This window comes from Rhizobacter sp. Root1221, assembly GCF_001425785.1.
In the GTDB taxonomy this organism is placed as follows: Bacteria; Pseudomonadota; Gammaproteobacteria; order Burkholderiales; family Burkholderiaceae_C; genus Rhizobacter.
Window position 1 is genome coordinate 217,169 of sequence record NZ_LMDI01000056.1, and the last position, 20,053, is coordinate 237,221.

Genomic DNA, 20,053 nt, shown 5'->3' on the forward strand with positions numbered 1-20,053 from the left:
GCCCACAATGGCGCCCCATGGAACCCCTCGATCTGCTCCAGGCCGTGAGCCACCCGGACCCCTACCCCGCCTACCGCACGCTGCGCGAGGGCCCGCCGGTGGTCTTCGACCCGCGGCTGCAGGCCTGGATCGTGACCCGCGCCGCGACGATCGCGCGGGCCCTCGCCACGCCGGCGCTGCGCGTGCGGCCCACGGCGGAGCCGGTGCCTCGCCCGCTGGTGGGCACCCCGTGTGGCGAATGGTTCGGCCAGCTGGTGCGCATGAACGACGGCCCCGACCGGCACGGCACGCCGAAGGCCGGCCTGGAGCGGGCGCTCGCCGCGGTGGACCTCGCCAGCGTGGCCGGCCACGCCCGCCGCGCCGCGGCAGCGGTCCCGTGGGGGCCGGCCTGGTCGTTCGAGGTGCCGGTGCGGGCCGTTGCGGGCCTGCTCGGGTTCGACGAGGCCTTGCATGCCGACGTCGCCCGCTGGGTGGGCGACCTCGTGTCGGCCATCGCGCCAGGCGCCGCCGCGGACACCCTGGCCCGCGGCCAGGCGGCGGCAGGGGCGCTGTCCGAACGGATGGCCGCACTGTTGCACACGCCGGCCCGGGCCGGCTCGGTGGTGGCCCGCGTGCAGGCGGCCGACGGGCTGTCGCAGGCTGCGCTGCGCGCCAACCTGGTCGGGCTGTTGTCGCAAACCCACGATGCCACGGCCGGACTGCTGGGCAACAGCCTGGTGGCGCTGGCCCGAGGGGCCGACGCGGGCGACCTGGGCGCGGTGGTGGACGAGACGATGCGGTTCGATCCGCCGGTGCAGAACACCCGCCGGTTCGCGGCCGAACCGGTGCAACTGGACGGGGTGGATTTGCCGGCCGGTGCGGCCGTGCTGCTGGTGCTGGGGGCGGCGGGGCGGGACCCGGCCTTCAACCCGGACCCGGACACCTTCCGGCTCGAACGGCCGGACCGCCGGACACTCGGGTTCGGCTGGGGCCCCCATGCCTGCCCGGGGTCAAGCATTGCGCGGGCGATCGCCGTGGCGGCGCTGGCGGAATGCTGGCAGGAAACGCTGCGGGATTCGCTGCGGTGGGGCTATCGCCCTTCGGTCAATGCCCGCATCCCCGTGTTCGAAAGGCCGGGCGGCGGGTGGCGCTGAGGGCCGCGTGCAACGCGGCCCGGGTACTCAGTGGTAGCGAGGCGACACCGCGGGGGTGGCGAACTCGCGGCCGACGACGGCGCGGGCGTACAGGTAGTTGTCCCGGGCGCGGTCGCTCAGGGCGTCCATCTGGACGTGCCCTTCGGCGTCGCACGGGAAAGTCAGTGCTCGCCCCTCCTGGAACAGGGACTGGAACCGGATCTCATAACCGGCCTGAATGGCATCAAGCGTCTTGGTTTTCATGATGGTGCCTCTTCCGTCATCCCGGGTTCTCGGGCGAGGGCTCTTCCCCTCTTCCCGCCGGCACCTGGAATGGCAGCGCCGACACCTGAAGATTAGGCTCACCGCCGTTTCAACGCTGTCGGGGCCGCGCCGTGCCGCGTGTCAGCGAAACACCATGCCGCCCGTCAGCGCCCGAGACTGGCGGGGGGCGGATAATCCCGCATGACTGCACGTTTTGACCAGCTTTCGCTGGCCCCCTCCACGCTGGCGAACCTCGACCAGCTCGGCTACCACACGATGACCCCCATCCAGGCCGCGGCGCTGCCGCTGGCCCTGGCCGGGCACGACGTCATCGCCCAGGCCAAGACCGGCAGCGGCAAGACCGCCGCGTTCGCCCTCGCCCTGCTCTCGCGCCTGCAGACCCGCCGGTTCGACGTGCAGGCCCTCGTGCTGTGCCCCACCCGGGAGCTGGCCGAACAGGTCACCCAGGAGATCCGGCGCCTGGCCCGCGCCGAGGAAAACGTCAAGGTGCTCACGCTGTGCGGCGGTGCCGCCATCCGCCCGCAGGTGGCCAGCCTCGAACACGGCGCCCACGTGGTGGTGGGCACCCCCGGCCGCATCCTCGACCACCTCGAGCGTGGCAGCCTGGCGCTCGCAACGCTGAACACGCTGGTCCTCGACGAGGCAGACCGCATGCTCGACATGGGGTTCTTCGACGACATCGCGGCCGTGGCCAAACAATGCCCGCCGCAGCGCCAGACGCTCCTGTTCTCGGCCACCTACCCGGAAGGCATCGCGCAGTTGAGCGCACGGTTCCTGCGCCAGCCGAAGGAAGTGAAGCTGACCGAGACACACGCCGCCGGCCAGATCCGCCAGCGCTTCTACGAGGTGGCCGACACCGACCGCCTGCACGCCGTGGGCCGCCTGCTGAACCACTTCCGGCCCGCCAGCACGCTCGCGTTCTGCAACACCAAGCAGCAGTGCCGCGACCTCGTCGACGTGCTGACGGCCGAGGGCCTGTCGGCGCTGGCGCTGCACGGCGACCTGGAACAGCGCGACCGCGACCAGGTGCTGGTGCGGTTTGCCAACGGCAGCTGCTCGGTGCTCGTGGCCACCGACGTGGCGGCACGCGGGCTCGACATCGCGGGCCTCGAGGCCGTGCTCAACGTCGACATCGCGGCGGACGCCGAAACACACGTCCACCGCGTGGGCCGCACCGGCCGGGCCGACGCCGACGGGTGGGCCTGGAGCTTCGCAAGCCTCGATGAAATGGGCCGCGTGGGCCGCATCGAGCAGGCCCAGGGCATCGTCTCCGACTGGCACCCCATCGACGAGCTGAAACCGGCGCCGGGCGGCCCGCTCCAGCCGCCACGCATCACGCTGCAGATCCTCGGCGGCCGCAAGGAAAAGATCCGCGCCGGCGACGTGCTGGGGGCGCTGACGAAGGACGCCGGGTTCGCCGCGGCGCAGATCGGCAAGATCAACGTCAACGACTTCTCCACGTACGTGGCCGTGGACCGCGACATCGCCCACGACGCGCTGCGCAAGCTCAACGCCGGCAAGGTCAAGGGCCGCAGCGTGAAGGTGCGGTTCCTCGACGACTGAGGCGCCGCTTTACAAAGCAGCAACACCGGTGGCGTCAACAGAACAGCGCCGGGTGCCGTTGTCGGTGGAGGGGCCTTCGTCGAGGCCCCCTGGAGCTACGAACATGAAGCAACGAACCTTGTTGCGCACCGGAGTGACCCTGCTGGGCGCCGGCCTGCTGGCCGTGAGCCTTTCGGGCTGCGTGGTGGTGCCCTTGCCCCATGCGCGTGCCCGCGGCGGCGTCGTGGTGATGGAGCCCGGTTACGGCAACGGCCCGCCGCACTACTACCGTGACCGCTATGACCGCCGGGATGACCGCCGATACGACCGCCGTGACGGCCGTTACTGAAGCGGTACGGGCGCCGTCGAAAACTCGTTGAGATCCTCGGTCGAGACACACTCGAACCGCAGCGTCTTGTCGTCGAAGTCCCACCGTTCGACGGTGACGGTGCGCCGGCCGTGCGCGAGGCCGGCCGGGCGGATCACGTTCACCGAATTGCTCGCCCCACGGCGCAGCCGGGCCGACACCGCGGTGCCGGCCTGCACCGCCCACACGGTGTGCGGCAGCCCGTCGTAGCGGCGGTGCAGCGGCACGATGAACGGCAGGTGGATGTGCCCGCCGAGCACCAGGTCGGCGCCCGCCTCCGACCACGCCAGCACGGCGGCACGGTGGCCCTTCAGCAGGTTCTTGCGGTCTTCCGGCTTGGTCACCGCCACAGGCTGGTGCGTGACCACCACCCGCACTTGCTCGCGGCCCGCGTGTTCGAGCCGCTTGGCCACCCGTTCGATCTGTGCCGCGGACACCGCGCCGTTTTCATGGCGCAGGCGCCGCGTGGTGTTCACCGTGATGATGAGCAGGTCGTCGGTCTCGAACGTGGGCTCGAGGTTGTCGCCGAACACCTTGCAGTGGTTCGCGAACGGAGCGAACAGCCGCGCGGGCAGGTTGAACAGCGGGATGTCGTGGTTGCCCGGCAGCACGAGCTTGTGGGGCACGCGCAGGCGATCGACGAACGCGCGAGCCGCGGCGAACTGCGCGGGCCGCGCGCGCTGCGTGATGTCACCCGACAGCACCAGCACGTCGGGCGACAAGGCCTTGGATAGACGCACGAGCGCGTCCACCACCGGCACACGTTCGGTGCCGAAGTGGGTGTCGGACACCTGCAGCAACGTCGTCACGCGATCATTCCTCCCATCGTGTCGCCCGGTTCAGGGCGCAACAGCATCAGCGGGTCCGGGGCCACGCTGAACGCGATCGGGCCGCGCATCCAGGTTACCTCGCCATCGGCGGCCACCTTCACGCGGCGCATGCCCAGCGGGCGAACCGGCGTCACGGCAATGCGGCGGAACGCAAAGCTGTGCACGTTGTCCGCATCCCCGAGCGTGCCCAAGGCACCTCTCAGCATGAGCCATGCCATGGCCAGCGTGCCCACGGGTCGAACGGCCACCGCGGCCAGCATGCCACGATCGAGGCACGCCGCCTCGTTCATGCCGATCTGCTCGAGCTGCAGGCGGTTGTTGCCCACGAACAGCGTGGGCGTGCGCAGGTTCGTCACCTCGTTGCCGTGTTCGATGCGCAGCCGGAGTTGCCGGTGCTGTCTCAACAATGTGACAAGGCTGGACAGCAGTGCGATGAACCGGCTGCGGCCGTACTGTTGCTTGAACGCTTCCCGGTCCTGGAGCAATTGAGGGTAGAGGCCGAGGCTCGCGTTCACGAGGAACGCGCGGTCGTTGATGAGCCCCACCTGCACCGGGTGCGCGCGAGCACGCAGCAGCAGGCGCACGGCGGCCTCGGTGTCGGCCGGGATGCCGTGTGTGCGGCTGAAGTAGTTGAACGTGCCTTGCGGCAGCACCCCGAACGGGCAGCCACTGCCCAGTGTGGCCTGCGCCAACGTGTTGATGGTGCCGTCACCGCCGGCCGCGATCACCACGCCACGCCGCAGCTGGGCCTGTTTCACCGCGGCGCGCGCGGCAGCCACGAGGCGCGACGGGTCGGTCACCACATGGATCGCGTGCTGGCGTCCGGTCTCGGCCATGATGCCTTCGATGGTGTGCTGAACGGCCTGCGCGTCATGGCGCCCGGAAGCACCGTTCATCACGATGAAAAAAGGAGCGTCGGGCTGAATCGTCTGGGGCGTGGGCGTCATGTATGGCAAGGGTCGGCCTCGGGTCGCACACGCGCCGGACCATGGAGATCATCAAACCAGAGATCGGTGCCGAAGGCCAGCGGTCGATCGGCTCTCGCGGCGTAAGAAGGTGCCTACGGTCATCGATTCGTCCTCCTCGGTCCGATGTTCCGCCCGTTCGGCGGTGTTCGCGCGGCAGCCCCTGACGGATGCAGGGATTCGTCGCGATGGCCGATACACGACCAAAGTCATGTGTGGCGTACCTCAGAATGGCATGGCTCGGATGAGGGAGGACCTGATTTTCCCCGGCGGGCGACAACCGTAAACCCGTTTCAAAACAACCGTTTGAGGAGTGATTCCATGTCCGTTCGCCTGCTGTTTGCCACCCTCGCCCTGTGCCTGGGCGTGATCGCCACCCCCGCCCATGCCAAGCGGGGCATCGGCATCATCAACACGGGGGACGAACTGTTCGAGGTCGCCGATTTCCCTGCAGACGTCGTCGCGGCCATCCCGCAGACCAAGAACATGAAGGTGGGCTACAAGTGCAGCCACTTCGGCTTGTTCTGGGCCGACGTGTGGACGTGGGACTGCGAGCTGGTGGGTGTGAGCGACGAGAGCAGCTACACGAGCCTGCCTGACGAACTGCGCACCAAGCTCGCTGCCGACCCCCAGTACGCGTACAGCCACGTCAAGCGCGGCCTGTGGAACCGCTACGGCTTCTGGGGCGCCCTGGCCCTGCTGGCGGTGTTCCTCGGCATCGGCGCAGTGGCTGGCCGCAAGAGCGGCACGGAAGCGGCTGCGGCCTGACGTGCTCCGTCATCCCGGCCCGCGCCTGGCCCGCGCCGGGATGACAAGGCCGAAGCCCTTACAGCCCCCCGCCCCCGAAGCTCACGTATGTGGACCGAGTGCGGTAGTAGGCCGACAGGGCACGAGCCTGATGGCGCGGATCCTGCGCGATGCGCGTGTCGTACAGGTAGCCCAGCATCAGCCCGAAGATCTCGAACACGAACTGCCCGGGATCGGTGTCAACACGCAGCTGGCCCAGCTTCAGCGCGTGGGCCACGAGGCCTTCAAGGCGCTTGCGCCAGTTGGTCATGCCGCTTTGCAGGCGGCGGCCCAGTTCGCTCACGTCCTCGCCCGTCTGGGATTCGTAGTGCGCGCCGAGCAGCGCCTTCATGCTGCCGCCATGGGCAATCCACAGCCGCACCACCGCATCGATCTGCGGCAGGCCCGGCTTCTCGGACAGCGTGGGAATGAGCACCAGGTCGCGGAACTGGCGTTCACATTCGTCGACGACCAGCAGCTGCAGCGCTTCGAGTGAACCGACACGCACGAACACACCGCTCTTGCTGATACCGAGTTGCTTGGCAATGTCGCCGAGCGCCAGGTTCTGGAGACCGTGTCTGGCCGTGAGGTGCATGGCCGCGGCCAGGATGGCCGCGAGCGTCTGTTCGCTCTTCTCGCGTTTGCGGCCGGTGCCAGACACCGGCTTCTGCTTCTCGACCATCACCGACTGGGTGTCCATGGACCCGTCCCCCGAATTTTTCGCACGATATGAAACCATGATTTGTCCGATGCCGCGTCGCGAGAACCCGTAGGAATACGTGTTTTTCGCGCGGTGGAACGGCAGCCCGGGCAAGGCCGCCGCACCGGGCGCAACCGGAATGGTACCGGTCATTGCATGTGAACGATCGTGCGGAATCGGTCGATGGGAGGTCACATCTTCGCGGGCTCCACGGTGAGCTGGTTGTCCACGCTGCGCACCCCCTTCACGCGGGCCGCCAGCTCGGTGGCACGGTCGCGGGCCGCCGCACTCGGGGCGGTGCCCCGCAACGCCACGCGGCCGGACGCCGTGTCCACATCGATCTTCGTGGCGCTCAGGCTGCTGTCCTTCGCGAACTCGGCGTTCACCGCGGTGGAGATGACCGCGTCGGTCACCTTGTCGCCCGCTTCGGCGCCGGCCTGGCGCACGTCGCCCGCCACCTCACGGGCCTTTTCCTTCGCTTCGGTGAGTTCGCGGCGCGATTCGGCACGCACTTCCTCGATCTTGCGCTCGACCTTCTCGGCCACGCTGCCGGGTTCGACCTTCGGTTGAGGGGCGTCGCGCTTGTCGCAGGCGGTCATCGCCACCGCGGCAAACAGCATCGAGGCGGTCGAAAGGGTGAACTTGTCCATGGCGGTCTCCTGTCTGTCGTTCAAGCCGACGCCGACACCGTACGGTGGACCGCGCCGGGCAGCCATCGGCCTGTGTCGCGCCTGGCCGTCGGACGATGCCCACACGGGCCTGCGATGATCGGGGGGTGCCACCCGAATTCCTCCATTGCGATGCCACACTGATCGTGGCGGTGAAACCTGCCGGGCTGCTGTCGGTGCCGGGCCGCGGCGACGACAAGCAGGATTGCCTCGCCACCCGCGTGCAGGCCGTGCATCCGGACGCGCTGGTCGTGCACCGCCTGGACATGGCCACGTCCGGCCTGCTGGTGTTCGCGCGGGGCTCCGACGCCCAGCGCCGCCTCGGCGACGCCTTCGCGCGCCGCGAGGTCGACAAGCGCTACACGGCCATCGTGGCCGGCCACCTGGCCCAGGCAGAAGGTGAGATCGACCTGCCGCTCATTGCCGATTGGCCCAACCGCCCACGCCAGCACGTGGACCCCGTGCACGGAAAGCCTTCACTGACGCGGTTCCGGGTGTGGGGGCACGATGCCGCCTCGAACACGACCCGCGTCGAACTCGAGCCCGTCACCGGCCGGTCCCACCAGTTGCGCGTTCACCTGTGCGCCATCGGCCACCCCATCGTCGGCGACCTGCTGTACGCGCCGCCCGCGGTCCAGGCCCTGGCGCCCCGGCTGATGCTGCACGCCCGCTCGATCGCGCTGCCCCACCCCGACGACGGCCGCCGTGTCGCGTTCGAACACCCCACTCCCTTCTGACCGCCCGTGACCGCCCCCGCCGCCCCCACACTACTCCCGTCTGTCTTCGCCCTCCCGGCATTCATGCGCTTCTGGTACGCCCGGGTGGCCGGCACCATGGGCAACCAGATGCTCATGGTGGCCGTGGGCTGGCAGATGTACGACCTGACCAACAGCGCCTGGGACCTGGGCCTCGTGGGCCTGTTCCAGTTCCTGCCCGCGCTGCTGCTCACGCTGGTGGCCGGTCACGTGGCCGACCAGTTCGACCGCAGCCGCGTGCTCGCGATGTGCATGGGCACCCAGGTGGTCATCGCCCTCGTGCTGGCAGTGGCCACGGCGCAGTCCTGGGCCACGCGCGAACTGCTGTTCGTGCTGTCGGTGGCACTCGGTTGTGCCAAGGCGTTCCAGATGCCCGCGCAGCAGGCGCTCGTGCCGCTGCTCGTGCCGCCACCGATGCTGGCCCGCGCGCTTGCATTCAGTTCGGCCGGCATGCAGGCCGCCATCATCGGCGGGCCAGCGCTGGGCGGGTTCATCTACGTGGCCGGCCCGAAGGTGGTCTACGGCGTGTGCGGCGCGCTGTTCGCGCTCGGGGCATTCCTGTTCCTGCGCATCGGCCACCCGCACGTGCCGCGCGCCAGGGAGCCCGTGTCGATGGGCACGCTGCTCGCCGGCGTGCGTTTCATCCGGCAGCGCCCGGTGGTGCTGGGCGCCATCTCGCTGGACCTGTTCGCCGTGCTGCTGGGCGGGGCCACCGCGCTGTTGCCCATCTTCGCGAAGGACATCCTGCACGTGGGCCCCTGGGGCCTCGGCATCCTGCGTGCCGCGCCCGCCGTGGGCGCGCTGCTGATGTCCATCGCCCTGACCCGCTGGCCCATCACCCGGCGCGTGGGTCACGTGATGTTCGGTGCGGTGGCGGTGTTCGGGCTCGCCACGCTCGTGTTCGCGTTGTCGCGCAGCTTCGCGCTGTCGTTCGTGGCGCTGTGGATCAGCGGTGCGGCCGACATGGTCAGCGTGGTGATCCGCCAGTCGCTCGTGCAACTGGAAACCCCCGACGAAATGCGTGGCCGCGTCAGCGCCGTCAACTCGGTGTTCATCGGCGCGTCGAACCAGCTCGGCGAGTTCGAATCGGGCGCCACGGCAGCGCTGTTCGGCCCGGTGGGTTCGGTGCTGCTGGGCGGGTTCGGCACGCTGGTGGTGGTGGCGCTGTGGATGCGCATTTTCCCGTCCCTTGCACGGCGACAGAACTTGTCGGAGGCAAACTGACTCACAATCCACTTGAGCGGCGGCCCATCGCCCCCACCTGACAACCACGGGCCCTTCCCCGTACGAGGTATTCTTGATGAAACGCCTGTTCTCGATCGTCGCCCTGTCCCTGTTGACCTTGACCGCGCTTGCGCCGGACGCCGAGGCCAAACGCCTGGGCGGAGGCGGCACGTCCGGCATGAAACGCACCGTGCCGTCCAACCCGGCCCCCAACTCGCTGCCGGCCAAGCCCACCCAGCCGCCGGCCAACGCAGCTGCGCCCACGGCCGGCGCCGCACCTGCGGCCGCGGCGGCAGCCGCCGCCCCGAAACGTTCGTGGATGGGCCCGCTGGCCGGCCTCGCCGCGGGCCTCGGCATTGCCGCACTGGCCAGCCACCTGGGTCTCGGCGCCGGCATGGGCAACTTCCTGACGATCCTGCTCGTGGCCGGCATCGCCTTCATCGCCATCCGCTTCCTGCTCGCCCGGTTCGGCCCGAAACCGGCGGCCTCGGGCAACCTGCAGTTCGCGGGCGGCGGCCAGATGCCCCCTGCCTGGCAACCGCCGGCCACGCCGGCCCCGTCCGCCGGGTTCGCCCCGGAAGCGCTCGCCCCCGCAGCTGTCGCCCCGGCCGCCGCGGCCTTGCCCGATGGTTTCGACGCCGCAGGCTTCGAGCGCACGGCCAAGCTGATCTTCATCCGCATGCAGGCCGCCAACGACGTGGCCGACCTGAACGACCTGCGCGCCTTCACCACCCCCGAGATGTTCGCCGCGGCCAAGCTCGACCTGCAGGACCGCCACGGTGGCGCGCAGCAAACCGACGTGGTGCAGCTGAATGCCCAGGTGGTCGACCACGCGCAGGACGCGCAGCAGCAGATCGTCAGCGTGCGCTTCCATGGCCTGATCCGCGAGGAAAAGGACGCCGCCGCCAGCCCGTTCGACGAAGTGTGGCACCTGGTGAAGCCGCACGACGGCAGCCGTGAATGGGCCATCGCCGGCATCGCCCCCTACGCGTGACGTGATGGGCAACGCGGCCCCCGGGCTGTACATCGTCACCGGCAGCTCGCGCGGCCTCGGGGCGGCGCTGGTGGCGCAGTTGCTCCATCAGGGCCACACGGTGCTCGGCATCGCGCGGCGCCCCCACGACACGTTGCCCACCGGCCCGGCGCTCACGCAGTGGGCGCTCGACCTGGCCGATGCCGGCCCGGCGGCCACCCGGCTCGGCGAGTGGCTGGCCACGTTGGACGGCGCCCGTTTTTCGAGCGCCAACCTCGTGAACAACGCCGGCGTGCTGTCCCGCATCGGCCCCATCGACGACACCAGCAGCGAAGACCTCGCCACCGCGCTCCGCGTGGGGCTCGAAGCCCCCATGCTGCTGACCGCCGCCTTCCTGCGGGCCACCCTCGGGTGGCCGGGGGTGCGCCGCGTGCTCAACATCTCGTCGGGCCTCGGCCGCCGGGCCATGGCCGGCAGTGCCAGCTACTGCGCGGCCAAGGCCGGCCTCGACCACTTCACGCGTTGCACCGCGCTCGACGAAGCGGAGCGCCCCAATGGCGCGCGCGTCGTGTCGCTGGCCCCCGGCGTCATCGACACCGACATGCAGGTGAGCCTGCGCGGCAGCGACCCGGAAGGCTTCCCCGAGCGCGACAGCTTCGTGCGGCTGAAGTCCGACGGCAAGCTGGTGAGCCCCGGCGACACGGCCACCCGGGTGCTCGCTTTCCTGCACCGGGCCAACTTCGGCGACCAGACCATCGCCGACATCCGCACCGACTGACCCGCCACCTGCCCCGGTCATGCGGCCGTCATGCTGGCGGCGCGTGGCGCTCGCCGGGAGGATGGGGGTGCGGCCCAATGACGGCATGTACCACGCGGCCTACACTCGCTCGGTTCGACTCCGGAGTGTCGCCATGCCCATCCCCACCACCGCCTTGCAGCTTCGTTCACTGATCAAGTCCAGCGGCGAACTGGAGTTGTCGCTCGTGGACGTGCCCACGCCCGAGCCCGGGCCCGACGACGTGCTGGTGCGCATCGAGGCGGCGCCGCTGAACCCGTCCGACCTCGGCCTGCTGTTCGGCACGGCCGACCTCGACACGCTCCAGGTCATCGGCGCCGGGGAACGCCCGGTCACCACGGCCCAGGTGCCGTTGACCGCGATGAAGAGCATGGCCCCGCGGGTAGACGTGTCCATGGCAGTGGGCAACGAGGGCGCCGGGGTCGTGGTGCGCGCCGGGGCATCGCCTGCCGCGCAGGCCCTGTTGGGCAAAACGGTGGCCGTGCTCGGCGGCGCCATGTACACCCAGTACCGCTGCGTGCCGGTGCAGCAGTGCCTGCTGCTGCCGGCCGGCGCCACCCCGTCCGACGGGGCCTCGTCGTTCGTCAACCCGCTCACGGCCCTCGGCATGGTGGAGACCATGCGCCGCGAGGGCCACAAGGCCCTCGTGCACACGGCTGCCGCATCGAACCTCGGCCAGATGCTGAACCGCATCTGCCTGAAGGACAGCGTGAGCCTCGTCAACATCGTGCGCAAGTCCGAGCAGGTGGCGCTGCTGAAGTCGATGGGCGCGCGGCACGTGTGCATCAGCGAATCGCCCCGGTTCATGGAGGAACTGACCGAGGCCCTCGTGGCCACCGGCGCCACCATCGCATTCGACGCCACCGGTGGCGGCACGCTGGCCGGCCGCATCCTCACGGCCATGGAAGCCGCGCTGACCCGCACGGCCACCGAGTACAGCCGCTATGGCTCGGCCACTCACAAGCAGGTGTACCTCTACGGCGGCCTCGACACCCGCCCCACCGAATTCGTGCGCAACTTCGGCATGGCCTGGGGCATGGGCGGCTGGCTGCTGTTCCCGTTCCTGCAGAAGGCCGGCGCCGAAACCGCCGAAGCCCTGAAGGCCCGCGTGGCCGCCGAACTCACCACCACCTTCAAGAGCCACTACGCCGGCGAGATCTCCCTCGCCGAAGCCCTGCAACCCGACGTGATCGCCGCGTACGGCCGGCGGTCCACCGGCGAGAAGTACCTGATCAATCCGAACAAGAAGTAAGGCCTCGCGCAGCCCCGGCAGCTCGGGGGCGAGCGAGCGAAGCAAGCAACGCCCCGAACCGCGAACGCCAGGAGAGCAAGCGAAGCGAGGCGACAGATCAAGCCACCCGCGAGCCCGGGTCCCCCGGGCGACCCGGGGCGCCCCTTGGGGGCAGGAGCGAAGCGACTGGGGGGCTAACCAAATCTTCCGTGCAAGAACCAACCCTCCCCCCCTGAGAGCGGCAACCTCGCCCGGAACACCCACACCAGCGCCCCCTCCGGCGTCTGCGCGATGAAGTAGTCGCGTTCGGCCAGGCCGGCGGCATCCCACCAGCCGGCCTCGATGCGCTCGGGGCCGCACAGCAGTTGCAGCACCTGGCCGTCGAGCAGCGGGCGGGACTGGCGTTCGGGCAGGGGCACGGGCTCGGGCAGCAGCCACACGGGCCGGGCCGGGGGCGCGGGGCGTTCGGGTTCCAGCGGACAGGCCGGGGGGATGGCCGCCTTCGGTGGTGCAGCAGGCCTGTCGTGCCCGGACGACCTCGCCTGGCGGCGCGCCGGCCGCCGCGCCGTGACCACCGGCTCGGGCGCCCTGGGCGGCGGCCCCGGTTCGTACGGCACCACGCGGCCACACTGCTCGGGCCGGTGGTCGGCCACCCGAACGAGCCGCTGCACGCAGGCCGCCCCGAGGCGCGCCTGCAGCCGTTCGATCAGCCGCACCAGCCCCTGGTGTTCGCTGCGGGGCGTGGGGAACAGGTCGGCATTGGGCGGCGGCTGGTGCGCGATGTCGTGGGCCTGCAGCGACAACTCGAGCGTGGGCGCCGGCAGTTCGAGGACACTCAGGCGCTCGCGCAGCAGCGACTGCAGGTGCTCGGCATCGCGTGACGGTTCGGCCAGCGCCACGTCGATCTCGGTGACGGCCGGGCCGTCGGTGCGGCGCAGGCGCCCCTCGTGCCGCAGCACCAGGCGGAACCGGCGGGCGAACGCGTGCCGGGCCGACAGCCACACCACCAGCCGTGCGAGCAACACCTCGGCACCGTGGAGCAGTTGGTCGGTGGTGTCGGCCCGGGCGAACAGCTCCACGTGGCTGTCGAACACCGGAGGTAACACCACCGGCTCGCGCGGATCAGGGCGGGTGCCCCAGGCGCTGTCCAACTCACCCAGCAGCGCTTCGCCAAAACGCCGCGCGAGCCCGTCGCGTGGCAACCGCCGCAGTTCGCCCACGTGGCGCAGGCCCATGCCGGTCAGGGTGTCGAGGTGGGGCTGTGTGCTGGCGAGCACGTGGACCGGCACGTCGTCGAGCGTGCGGTGCAGGGCCGGCAGGTCGGCGCAGGCGAGCCCATCGTGCCATTGCGACAGCCAGGCCGCCCCCTGCGCGGTGGGCGCCCGCGCACGGTGCACCCGGTGGCCCAGCGGGGCCAGCGTGTGGTCGAGCCGCTGCAACAACGACTCGATGCCGCCGAAGTAGCGCAACGTGGTGTGCACGTCGAGCAGCACCCCGGCCGGGGGCGACAGGCACACCATGGGCGTGAACGCCAGTGCGGCATGGGCCACGGCCTGCAGGCCGCGGGCGTCACGGGCGGGGTCGGCCTCGCCGAACAGCAGGTGGGGCGCCAGCGCCAGCGCCGTGGCGCGTTTCATGCCGGGCTGCACCCCGGCCGCCCGCGCGGCCCGGTTGACCGCGCTCACGCGGTGGGCGTCGAGCAGCGCCACCGGCCGGGCCATGGCGCCCGGCGGCAGCGTGGCCGCGAACGACTCCAGCGTCAGCCATGGCAAGTGCAAACCGATCCACAACACCGAAACCCCCGGGACACACGACGGGTTTCAGGCGAGGTTGACGAAGGTGGCCGACGACGGCAACCGCGCCGCGGCGGCGGCCGCAGCATCGGCACGCACATCGGCAAGCCCATCGGCAACAGCCGGCAGCCCCTCGCCCCCGGCCGGCACCGCACGGCGGGCCGCCACCAGTGACAGCATGGACGGCAACCGCAGGTGCACCGGCTGCAGCAGCGGCGGCCCGCGGCGCTTCAACACGTTGATGGCCAGCTGGTCGACCCCGGCGGCCCGCAACCCCAGCCGCAGCGGCGAGGCACTGGGCTGCCCCTGGGCCGCCGCTTCGCGCAACACGAAAGCCGGGCCGTCGTGGGCCTGGGCGGCGAGTTGCAGGCGGCGCACCCGGTCGGGTGACAGGCGGGGAGGCAGCCAGGCCAGCACCGCGCCCACGTGGCCGCTCTTGAGGGCCTGTTCGAGCGCCCACAGGCGCGCGGGCGCCCCCACCGCGCGGGGCGGCGGGCGCGAGGACGCGGGGTGGGCCGGATGGGTCAGATGGGCTGGATCCATGGGCACGTGGCTGGCGGACTGGATGAGCAGCAGTTGTTCCACCACCAGCCCCATCTCGGCGAGCGCCCAGCCGGAGAGCACCGCTGGCGGGTCGAACAACATCACGAGGCGGCCGGCCTGCTGCACGGCGGCCAGCGCAGGGGCCATCAGGCGGATTTCACCGATGCCATGGTGTGGCAACAGCAGTTCCGACAAGGCCCGGCGCGGCCACCCGCCCCCGGGGAGCTGGCCATCGAGTTCCTGGAACCCCGTGGGCACCCCGTGCCCGGCCGACCGGCCCAGCTGGTGCCCGCGCCACAGGGCGGGGTGGAGGGTTTCGGGGTCGGGGCGCTGCGGGTGGACGGAGTGGGCGGGGCGGCCTGGGCGCACCCCGGCCCCCGCCGCGGAAGGCGGCAGCTCGGCAACGGGGACAATGGCAGCAGGCATGGGGGCGTCAGAACACTGTATGGATGCACAGTATCTTGGCACACCCCGGCCCACCTTGCAACGTTCCGGCAGTTCCCTGCCGGGCCGCCGTGAAATCCGCCCTGCCCTCGCCGATGTCCTCCGATCCCTGCCCCTGCCGAGCCACCGATCCCCGCCCGCTCGCCTATGCCGCCTGCTGCGGCCGCTACCACGCGGGGCCGCTGCACCTGCTGGCGCCCACGGCCGAGGCGCTGATGCGCTCGCGGTACAGCGCGTTCGTGCGCGGTGACCATCCCTACCTGCTGGCCACGTGGTTCACCGGCACCCGCCCCGCGGACCTCGAACCCGGCCCGCCTGACCTGCGGTGGCTCGGGCTCGACGTGCGCCGGCACGCCGAACAAGACCCCGACCACGCCACCGTCGAGTTCGTGGCCCGCAGCAAGCTGGGAGGACGTGCCCACCGCCTGCATGAGACCAGCCGCTTCGTGCGGCAGGACGGCCGTTGGTTCTATGTCGACGGGGATGTCGGCTGATCCTGGCTATTTCGCGACCTATCACCGCTTGTTGCAACACCCCCCGAAGGCGGGAGCGGTGGCTCCCCCTCCAGGCAACGACAATGGACGCCCGTTGAACGACCCTGCTCCTCACCCCGTGAAACCAGCCTCCCCGTCCGCCACACCGAAGCGTGTGCTGCTGATCCACTACTCACAGACGGGGCAGCTGAGCGCGGTTGCCGAACAGATCGCCGCGCCGCTGAAGGCCGATCCGGGCATCGACCTCCACGTCGAGACGCTCGTGCCCCTCACCCCCTACCCGTACCCGTGGCCGTTCTTCCGGTTCCTCGATGCGTTCCCGGAATCCGCCCACCTGGTGCCACCGCCGCTGCAGCCGCTGTCGCTCACCGGAGACGAGCATTTCGACCTGGTCATCCTGCCGTACCAGGTGTGGTTCCTCGCGCCGTCGCTGCCCTTCACCGCGTTCCTGAAACACCCGGTCGGCCGGCGCCTGCTCGCCGGCAAACCCGTCGTCACGGTGATCGCGTGCCGCAACATGTGGCTGTCGGCCCATGAGAAAGTCAAGGCCCTGCTCGATGAGGCGGGTGCCCGCCTCATCGACAACGTCGCGCTGATCGATCCGGGCCCCACCCTCGCCACGTTCATCACCACCCCGCGCTGGCTGCTGAGCGGCAAGAAGGACGGTTTCTGGGGCATGCCCGCAGCCGGCCTGAGCGACGACCAGGTGCGCCGGTCGCGCCGCTTCGGCCTCGCGTTGCGCGATGCGCTGCACACCCACCGCGAGCAAGGCCCCGGCCCGTTGCTCGACGGCCTGGCCGCAGCCGAGGTGAACCCGTCGCTGTACTTCAGCGAACGTGCCGGCACCCGCAGCTTTTTCATCTGGGGCAAGCTGATCCGCCTCGCTGGCGGCCCCGGGCGCTGGACGCGCCGGCCGCTGCTGGCCATCTACGTGGTCTTCCTGATCGCGATGATCGTCACGCTGGTGCCCACCAGCCTCGCCCTGCAAGCCTTGTTGCGCCCGGTCATGCGCCCCTGGCTCTCCCGGATCCGTGACCGTTTCGAGCAGCCCTCGGGCTCCGCCACCCACCGCTTGCCCCTGTATGACGAGTGATGTATTCGTAACGCGCACCGGCGCTTTCCTCCCGTCCGACGCCATTGGCAATGACGAGATGGAGGCCGTGCTGGGCCAAGTCGGCGGCAAGCCATCCCGCGCGCGGCGCACCGTGTTGCGCAGCAATGGCATCCAGTCACGCCACTACGCCATCGATCGCGCAACGGGCCTGCCGACGTTGACCAACGCACAACTCACCGCGCACGCCATCCGTGCGCTCGGCGACGACGTGGGTCCTGTCGATTGCATCGCGACGGGCACCGCAACGCCGGACCAGCTGATGCCAGGTCACGCTGCCATGGTCCATGGCGAACTGGGCTGGCCGCGACTTGAAGCCGTCTCTTGCTCAGGCATCTGCCTGGCTGGCACCGCGGCGTTCAAGCACGCGTGGCTTTCGGTGAAGGCAGGCACGGCCGAACGCGCCGTCGCGACAGGCTCGGAACTCGTCTCACCGATGCTGCTCGCAAAGCACTTCCAGGCCGAGCACGACCACAAGGTGCAGGCCCTTGAAGCGCGCCCCGAGATTGCCTTCGAGAAGGATTTCCTGCGCTGGATGCTGTCGGATGGCGCGGGCGCCGTGCTGCTCGAACGCACGCCGCGCGCACCGCTGTCGTTGCGTGTCGACTGGATCGAACTGTCATCTGCGGCCCACGAACTGCCAGCCTGCATGTACGCCGGTGCCGAAAGGAACGCCGACGAATCGCTGCGCGGCTGGCTCAGCTACCCGGCGAGCGAATGGCAGGCGCAATCGATCTTTTCCATCAAGCAGGACGTGCGCCTGCTCAACGACAACATCGTGCGCGCCACACTGACGGAGCCGCTGAAGCACCTGGTGGCCAAACACGGCCTGCAGGCCGACGACATCGATTGGTTCTTGCCACACGTGTCGTCCTCGTACTTCATGCAGCCGGTGAACGACAGCCTCGACAGCGCGGGCCTGCCCATCCCGCGCGAGCGCTGGTTCACGAACCTCACCACCAAGGGCAACACCGGCTCGGCGTCGCCCTACATCATGCTCGACGAGCTGTTCCGTTCAGGCCGCATCCAACCCGGCCACAAGCTGCTGATGTTCGTACCCGAAAGCGGCCGCTTCTCGAGCGGTTTCGTGTTCATGGAAGCCGTGGGCTGACGCCCGCGGGCCCCACTTCAAAGGAGACCCGATGGACATCGACGCCGTCCCGCAGGAAGACAATGCCACCCTGGGCGGGCAACGCAAGGCCATGTACGCCCGAGACGCCACGGGGCGCATCGTGATCGCGCCATCGCGCGGCTGGGAGGCCGAGGAAATCGTCACCAGCCACGCCGTCGACACCCTCGTGGCCCAGGCCGAAGACGCCCGCCAGCGCGTGCGTGCCGGCACTGCCTCGCCGCTGGAATACTGGATGTACGCCTGCCGCATGGACGTGGCGCTGCTGTCGCAGACGAGCGGCTTCTGGCAATGGCGCGTGCGCCGCCACCTGCAGCCCGCGCACTTCGCGCGCCTGTCCGCCACACACCTCCAGCGTTACGCCGATGCCCTCGGCAAGACAGTCGACCAACTCCGCCAGGCCCCCTGATGAGCAGCTTCCAGCACCAGCATGCCGCCCACTGCGAAAGCGGCGTGATCTCCAACCTGCTGCGCCACCACGGCGTCCCCATGACGGAGAGCCTCGCGTTCGGCCTGTCGTCGGCGCTGTCGTTCGCCTACCTGCCGTTCGTCAAGCTCTCGGGTCTGCCGCTGATCGCGTACCGCATGCCGCCGAAGTCCATCATCAAGGGGCTGCTCTCGCCGCTGGCCGCGCGCTTTCGCTTCGAGACCTTCCGCTCCGCTGCCGCCGGCCAGGCGCGGCTGGACGGCCTGCTGGCCGCCGGCAAGGTGGTGGGCCTGCAGACCTCGGTCTACTGGCTGCCGTACTTCCCGCCCGACATGCGCTTCCACTTCAACGCGCACAACCTGCTGGTCTACGGCAAGTCCGGCGACGACTACCTGATCAGCGACCCGGTGTTCGAGGAACCCGTGCGCTGCGCCAGCGCCGACCTCACCCGCGCACGCTTCGCGAAGGGCGTGCTCGCGCCGAAGGGCTTGCTGTACTACCCCGAATCCATCGGCCGCCAGGACATCACGCCCGACGCCGTGCGCAAGGCCATCCGCAAGACGTGCCGCATGATGCTCGCGCCCGTGCCCATCGCCGGCGTGAAAGGCATGCGGCTGCTTGCCAGGAAGGTGGCCGGCCTGCCCGCGGGCGATGCCCACACCACCGCCTACATCGGCCACATCGTGCGCATGCAGGAAGAGATCGGCACCGGCGGTGCGGGCTTTCGCTTCATCTACGCCGCGTTCCTGCAAGAGGCCGCCCAGCTCGCGCAGATGCCGCAGCTGGCCGGGTTCTCCGACCGCCTCACCACCATCGGCGACGGTTGGCGCGCGTTCGCGCTCAAAGCGGCGCGCATGGTCAAGGGCCGCGAACCGGTGGACCCGCCGGCCATCGCCGCGAGACTGCGCGAACAGGCCGCGCTCGAGGAAGCGTTTTTCCGGGACCTGAAGGCCTCGCTCGGCTGATGCTCGCCATCGACAGCCTCGGTTTCCGCTATCCCGGCGCGGCGCAGGCCGCGCTCGACGGGGTGTCGCTGCAGGCGCAGCGCGGCAGCGTGCTGGGCCTGCTGGGGCCCAACGGCGCCGGCAAGACCACGCTCATCTCCCATCTGGCCGGGCTGCTCCCGGTGCAGCAGGGGGCGGTGACCGTGGACGGTGTGCCGCTCGCCGAGTCGCGCCGGGCCAACCCCGTGCGCATCGCGGTGGCCCCGCAGGAGTACGCGTTCTACCCCATGCTCACGGTGGCCGAGAACCTCGCGTGTTTTGCCGCGGCAGCCCGGTTGCCCGGCGCACGCCGCCGTGAACGCATCGCCGCGTGCACCGCGTTCGCGCAACTCGAGCGGTTCGCCGGCACCCGGGCCGAACGCCTGTCGGGTGGCTTGAAGCGCCGGCTGAACCTCGCCATCGCGCTGCTGCCCGAACCCGAGCTGCTGCTGTTCGACGAACCCACCGTGGGCGTGGACCCGCAGTCGCGCGCGTTCCTGCTCGACGCCATCCGCACGCTCGCAAACCAGGGTGCGGCGGTGATCTACACGTCGCACTACATGGAAGAGATCGAGGCCATCGCCGACCGCGTGGTCATCATCGACCACGGCCGCGTGTTGCGTGACGGGCCGCTCGCCACGCTGTTGTCCGGTGGCCCGCTGACCGTGTCGGTGCCGGCCCACGGCGACGCCGCCGCCATCCTCGCCCGCTTCGGTTCCGTCGACGCCCAGGGCACGAAGCTGCGCGTGCGGCTGGCCCACGGCCAGTCGCCGGTGGCCGTGCTCGCCGCACTCGAAGCCGCCGGCCTGGCCGTGGACCAGGCCGAGGTGGGCCGTGACAACCTGGAGCAGCTGTTCATGGCCCTGACCCGGCGTTCGCTGCGGGACGACTGACG

At 70.3% G+C, this 20,053-nt stretch carries 22 protein-coding genes; 15 read left to right on the top strand and 7 right to left on the bottom strand.

What is annotated here, in order from left to right; all coding sequences use genetic code 11:
- Positions 1-17: 17 nt before the first annotated feature.
- Positions 18-1,133, top strand: coding sequence for a cytochrome P450 (locus ASC87_RS27045; RefSeq protein WP_056670398.1), 1,116 nt, complete (start codon positions 18-20; stop codon positions 1,131-1,133).
- Positions 1,134-1,160: 27 nt separating this feature from the next.
- Here ASC87_RS27045 and ASC87_RS27050 read toward each other — a convergent pair whose 3' ends face one another.
- Positions 1,161-1,376 (bottom strand): hypothetical protein, encoded by a 216-nt coding sequence (locus ASC87_RS27050; protein ID WP_056670401.1) that lies wholly within the window; start codon positions 1,374-1,376, stop codon positions 1,161-1,163.
- Between the two features lie 201 nt (positions 1,377-1,577).
- On the opposite strand from ASC87_RS27050, the gene dbpA reads away from it, so the two are divergent.
- Both dbpA and ASC87_RS27060 read left to right on the top strand, forming a co-directional pair.
- The gene (dbpA, locus tag ASC87_RS27055) at positions 1,578-2,960 is read left to right on the top strand and encodes an ATP-dependent RNA helicase DbpA (RefSeq protein WP_056670404.1); all 1,383 of its coding nucleotides are present in this window, start codon (positions 1,578-1,580) and stop codon (positions 2,958-2,960) included.
- Between the two features lie 103 nt (positions 2,961-3,063).
- Positions 3,064-3,288: a hypothetical protein gene (locus tag ASC87_RS27060; protein ID WP_157604392.1), complete on the top strand. Its 225-nt coding sequence runs from the start codon at positions 3,064-3,066 to the stop codon at positions 3,286-3,288.
- Here ASC87_RS27060 and ASC87_RS27065 read toward each other — a convergent pair.
- Both ASC87_RS27065 and ASC87_RS27070 read right to left on the bottom strand, forming a co-directional pair.
- A complete protein-coding gene (locus ASC87_RS27065; protein WP_056670411.1) occupies positions 3,282-4,115 on the bottom strand; it encodes a metallophosphoesterase in 834 nt (277 codons plus the stop codon). The two genes, ASC87_RS27060 and ASC87_RS27065, sit on opposite strands and share 7 nt — an antisense overlap.
- On the bottom strand, positions 4,112-5,083 hold the full coding sequence (locus ASC87_RS27070) for a diacylglycerol kinase family protein (protein ID WP_056670414.1): 972 nt from the start codon (positions 5,081-5,083) through the stop codon (positions 4,112-4,114). Before ASC87_RS27070 ends, ASC87_RS27065 begins: the two co-directional genes overlap by 4 nt.
- A gap of 339 nt (positions 5,084-5,422) precedes the next feature.
- On the opposite strand from ASC87_RS27070, the gene ASC87_RS27075 reads away from it, so the two are divergent.
- A complete protein-coding gene (locus ASC87_RS27075) occupies positions 5,423-5,869 on the top strand; it encodes a hypothetical protein (protein WP_056670417.1) in 447 nt (148 codons plus the stop codon).
- Between the two features lie 58 nt (positions 5,870-5,927).
- On the opposite strand, the gene ASC87_RS27080 is transcribed toward ASC87_RS27075, so the two are convergent.
- A complete protein-coding gene (locus ASC87_RS27080) occupies positions 5,928-6,587 on the bottom strand; it encodes a TetR/AcrR family transcriptional regulator (RefSeq protein WP_056670420.1) in 660 nt (219 codons plus the stop codon).
- Between the two features lie 191 nt (positions 6,588-6,778).
- Complete coding sequence (locus ASC87_RS27085) at positions 6,779-7,237, bottom strand: BON domain-containing protein (RefSeq protein WP_056670423.1); 459 nt, start codon at positions 7,235-7,237, stop codon at positions 6,779-6,781.
- A 95-nt stretch (positions 7,238-7,332) separates the two neighbouring features.
- Between ASC87_RS27085 and ASC87_RS27090 the strand changes: the two genes are divergently transcribed.
- The 5 genes from ASC87_RS27090 (at position 7,333) to ASC87_RS27110 (ending at position 12,255) form a co-directional block, all read left to right on the top strand.
- Positions 7,333-7,992, top strand: coding sequence for an RluA family pseudouridine synthase (locus tag ASC87_RS27090; RefSeq protein ID WP_056670424.1), 660 nt, complete (start codon positions 7,333-7,335; stop codon positions 7,990-7,992).
- Between the two features lie 6 nt (positions 7,993-7,998).
- On the top strand, positions 7,999-9,234 hold the full coding sequence (locus tag ASC87_RS27095; protein ID WP_255359250.1) for an MFS transporter: 1,236 nt from the start codon (positions 7,999-8,001) through the stop codon (positions 9,232-9,234).
- 76 nt (positions 9,235-9,310) lie between these two features.
- Positions 9,311-10,228: a Tim44 domain-containing protein gene (locus ASC87_RS27100; protein WP_056670430.1), complete on the top strand. Its 918-nt coding sequence runs from the start codon at positions 9,311-9,313 to the stop codon at positions 10,226-10,228.
- Positions 10,229-10,232: 4 nt separating this feature from the next.
- A complete protein-coding gene (locus ASC87_RS27105; RefSeq protein WP_056670537.1) occupies positions 10,233-10,985 on the top strand; it encodes an SDR family NAD(P)-dependent oxidoreductase in 753 nt (250 codons plus the stop codon).
- Positions 10,986-11,118: 133 nt separating this feature from the next.
- A complete protein-coding gene (locus tag ASC87_RS27110; protein WP_056670433.1) occupies positions 11,119-12,255 on the top strand; it encodes a zinc-binding dehydrogenase in 1,137 nt (378 codons plus the stop codon).
- Positions 12,256-12,428: 173 nt separating this feature from the next.
- On the opposite strand, the gene ASC87_RS27115 is transcribed toward ASC87_RS27110, so the two are convergent.
- Positions 12,429-14,006: a DNA polymerase Y family protein gene (locus tag ASC87_RS27115; protein ID WP_235582314.1), complete on the bottom strand. Its 1,578-nt coding sequence runs from the start codon at positions 14,004-14,006 to the stop codon at positions 12,429-12,431.
- 48 nt (positions 14,007-14,054) lie between these two features.
- Positions 14,055-14,996 carry a translesion DNA synthesis-associated protein ImuA gene (gene imuA / locus ASC87_RS27120; protein ID WP_082568998.1) on the bottom strand — a complete coding sequence of 314 codons (942 nt, stop codon included), beginning with the start codon at positions 14,994-14,996 and terminating at the stop codon, positions 14,055-14,057.
- Positions 14,997-15,109: 113 nt separating this feature from the next.
- Between imuA and ASC87_RS27125 the strand changes: the two genes are divergently transcribed.
- The 6 genes from ASC87_RS27125 to ASC87_RS27150 all read left to right on the top strand — a co-directional run bounded on the left by ASC87_RS27125 (position 15,110) and on the right by ASC87_RS27150 (position 20,051).
- Entirely contained in the window at positions 15,110-15,508 is a 399-nt protein-coding gene (locus ASC87_RS27125) for a YchJ family protein (protein ID WP_056670439.1), read from the top strand.
- 118 nt (positions 15,509-15,626) lie between these two features.
- Positions 15,627-16,601 carry a dialkylrecorsinol condensing enzyme gene (locus ASC87_RS27130; protein WP_164492013.1) on the top strand — a complete coding sequence of 325 codons (975 nt, stop codon included), beginning with the start codon at positions 15,627-15,629 and terminating at the stop codon, positions 16,599-16,601.
- Positions 16,591-17,730 (top strand): beta-ketoacyl-ACP synthase III, encoded by a 1,140-nt coding sequence (locus ASC87_RS27135; RefSeq protein WP_056670441.1) that lies wholly within the window; start codon positions 16,591-16,593, stop codon positions 17,728-17,730. The genes ASC87_RS27130 and ASC87_RS27135 overlap by 11 nt, the downstream gene beginning before the upstream one ends.
- A gap of 31 nt (positions 17,731-17,761) precedes the next feature.
- Positions 17,762-18,157: a hypothetical protein gene (locus ASC87_RS27140; protein WP_056670444.1), complete on the top strand. Its 396-nt coding sequence runs from the start codon at positions 17,762-17,764 to the stop codon at positions 18,155-18,157.
- Positions 18,157-19,140, top strand: a complete 984-nt coding sequence (locus ASC87_RS27145; RefSeq protein WP_056670446.1) for a BtrH N-terminal domain-containing protein — start codon at positions 18,157-18,159, stop codon at positions 19,138-19,140. Before ASC87_RS27140 ends, ASC87_RS27145 begins: the two co-directional genes overlap by 1 nt.
- Positions 19,140-20,051 carry an ABC transporter ATP-binding protein gene (locus ASC87_RS27150; RefSeq protein WP_056670449.1) on the top strand — a complete coding sequence of 304 codons (912 nt, stop codon included), beginning with the start codon at positions 19,140-19,142 and terminating at the stop codon, positions 20,049-20,051. Before ASC87_RS27145 ends, ASC87_RS27150 begins: the two co-directional genes overlap by 1 nt.
- The last annotated feature ends 2 nt before the right edge of the window (positions 20,052-20,053 follow it).